The following is a 3,212-nucleotide window of genomic DNA, read 5'->3' as shown; positions in this document are numbered from 1 at the left end:
CTTCAGAACTACACAGTGGACGCGAGCAACTGAGGACAAGCCCTCGGCCTATTAGTACCAGTCAGCTCCACCCGTTACCGGGCTTCCACATCTGGCCTATCAACCCAGTCGTCTACTGGGAGCCTTACCCTCTCAAGGAGGTGGGAATACTCATCTCGAAGCAGGCTTCCCGCTTAGATGCTTTCAGCGGTTATCCCTCCCGAACGTAGCCAACCAGCCATGCCCTTGGCAGGACAACTGGCACACCAGAGGTTCGTCCGTCCCGGTCCTCTCGTACTAGGGACAGCCCTTCTCAATATTCCTACGCGCACAGCGGATAGGGACCGAACTGTCTCACGACGTTCTAAACCCAGCTCGCGTACCGCTTTAATGGGCGAACAGCCCAACCCTTGGGACCGACTCCAGCCCCAGGATGCGACGAGCCGACATCGAGGTGCCAAACCATCCCGTCGATATGGACTCTTGGGGAAGATCAGCCTGTTATCCCCGGGGTACCTTTTATCCGTTGAGCGACGGCGCTTCCACAAGCCACCGCCGGATCACTAGTCCCGACTTTCGTCCCTGCTCGACCCGTCGGTCTCACAGTCAAGCTCCCTTGTGCACTTACACTCAACACCTGATTGCCAACCAGGCTGAGGGAACCTTTGGGCGCCTCCGTTACTCTTTAGGAGGCAACCGCCCCAGTTAAACTACCCATCAGACACTGTCCCTGATCCGGATCACGGACCGAGGTTAGACATCCAGCACGACCAGAGTGGTATTTCAACGGCGACTCCACCATGACTGGCGTCACGGCTTCAAAGTCTCCCACCTATCCTACACAAGCCGAACCGAACACCAATATCAAACTATAGTAAAGGTCCCGGGGTCTTTCCGTCCTGCTGCGCGAAACGAGCATCTTTACTCGTAGTGCAATTTCACCGGGCCTATGGTTGAGACAGTCGAGAAGTCGTTACGCCATTCGTGCAGGTCGGAACTTACCCGACAAGGAATTTCGCTACCTTAGGATGGTTATAGTTACCACCGCCGTTTACTGGCGCTTAAGTTCTCAGCTTCGCAACCCCGAAAGGTCACTAACCGGTCCCCTTAACGTTCCAGCACCGGGCAGGCGTCAGTCCGTATACATCGCCTTACGGCTTCGCACGGACCTGTGTTTTTAGTAAACAGTCGCTTCTCGCTGGTCTCTGCGGCCACCCCCAGCTCACGGAGTAAATCCGATCACCAGTGATGGCCCCCCTTCTCCCGAAGTTACGGGGGCATTTTGCCGAGTTCCTTAACCATAGTTCACCCGAACGCCTCGGTATTCTCTACCTGACCACCTGAGTCGGTTTAGGGTACGGGCCGCCATGAAACTCGCTAGAGGCTTTTCTCGACAGCATAGGATCATCCACTTCACCACAATCGGCTCGGCATCAGGTCTCAGCCTTAATGAGGGACGGATTTGCCTACCCCTCGGCCTACACCCTTACCCCGGGACAACCACCGCCCGGGCTGGACTACCTTCCTGCGTCACCCCATCGCTTACCTACTACCACCTTGGGCCGGCGGCTCCACCACTTTCCTTTCCCCGAAGGGTCCGGAACGGCTTCACGGCCTTAGCATCAATGGATTCGATACTGGGCGTTTCAAAGCGGGTACCGGAATATCAACCGGTTGTCCATCGACTACGCCTGTCGGCCTCGCCTTAGGTCCCGACTTACCCTGGGCAGATCAGCTTGACCCAGGAACCCTTAGTCAATCGGCGCACACGTTTCTCACGTGTGTATCGCTACTCATGCCTGCATTCTCACTCGTGAACCGTCCACAACTAGCTTCCGCTGCTGCTTCACCCGGCACACGACGCTCCCCTACCCATCACAGCGGGCGTTGGCCCTATTGCTGCAATGACACGACTTCGGCGGTACGCTTGAGCCCCGCTACATTGTCGGCGCGGAATCACTTGACCAGTGAGCTATTACGCACTCTTTCAAGGGTGGCTGCTTCTAAGCCAACCTCCTGGTTGTCTCTGCGACTCCACATCCTTTCCCACTTAGCGTACGCTTGGGGGCCTTAGTCGATGCTCTGGGCTGTTTCCCTCTCGACCATGGAGCTTATCCCCCACAGTCTCACTGCCGTGCTCTCACTTACCGGCATTCGGAGTTTGGCTAAGGTCAGTAACCCGGTAGGGCCCATCGCCTATCCAGTGCTCTACCTCCGGCAAGAAACACACGACGCTGCACCTAAATGCATTTCGGGGAGAACCAGCTATCACGGAGTTTGATTGGCCTTTCACCCCTAACCACAGGTCATCCCCCAGGTTTTCAACCCTGGTGGGTTCGGTCCTCCACGAAGTCTTACCTCCGCTTCAACCTGCCCATGGCTAGATCACTCCGCTTCGGGTCTAGAGCGTGCAACTCAATCGCCCTATTCGGACTCGCTTTCGCTACGGCTTCCCCACACGGGTTAACCTCGCTACACACCGCTAACTCGCAGGCTCATTCTTCAAAAGGCACGCAGTCACGACCGTTGTTCCGAAGAACAACGGCGACGCTCCCACGGCTTGTAGGCACACGGTTTCAGGTACTATTTCACTCCGCTCCCGCGGTACTTTTCACCATTCCCTCACGGTACTATCCGCTATCGGTCACCAGGGAATATTTAGGCTTAGCGGGTGGTCCCGCCAGATTCACACGGGATTTCTCGGGCCCCGTGCTACTTGGGAGATTCTTAAGCAAGCCGCTGATGTTTCGTCTACGGGGGTCTTACCCTCTACGCCGGACCTTTCGCATGTCCTTCGACTACATCAACGGTTTCTGACTCGCCGACCGGCCGGCAGACCGGTCAAAAGAATTCCCACAACCCCGCATGCGCAACCCCTGCCGGGTATCACACGCATACGGTTTGGCCTCATCCGGTTTCGCTCGCCACTACTCCCGGAATCACGGTTGTTTTCTCTTCCTGAGGGTACTGAGATGTTTCACTTCCCCTCGTTCCCTCCACACTGCCTATGTGTTCAGCAGTGGGTGACAGCCCATGACGACTGCCGGGTTTCCCCATTCGGACACCCCCGGATCAAAGCTCAGTTGGCAGCTCCCCGGGGCCTATCGCGGCCTCTCACGTCCTTCATCGGTTCCTGGTGCCAAGGCATCCACCGTGTGCCCTTAAAAACTTGGCCTACAGATGCTCGCGTCCACTGTGTAGTTCTCAAGCAACGACCAGCCACCCATCACCCC

Annotated in this window: 1 rRNA gene; it reads right to left on the bottom strand. The window is 56.8% G+C overall.

The features are described from left to right. Positions 1-31: 31 nt before the first annotated feature. Positions 32-3,154 (bottom strand): 23S ribosomal RNA (locus ACWDYJ_RS35905). Between the last annotated feature and the right edge of the window lie 58 nt (positions 3,155-3,212).

It is taken from the genome of Streptomyces sp. NPDC003042 (assembly GCF_053591315.1).
The sequence above is the reverse complement of the archived record's forward strand: the minus strand, read 5'-3'. Positions and strand labels throughout refer to the sequence as shown.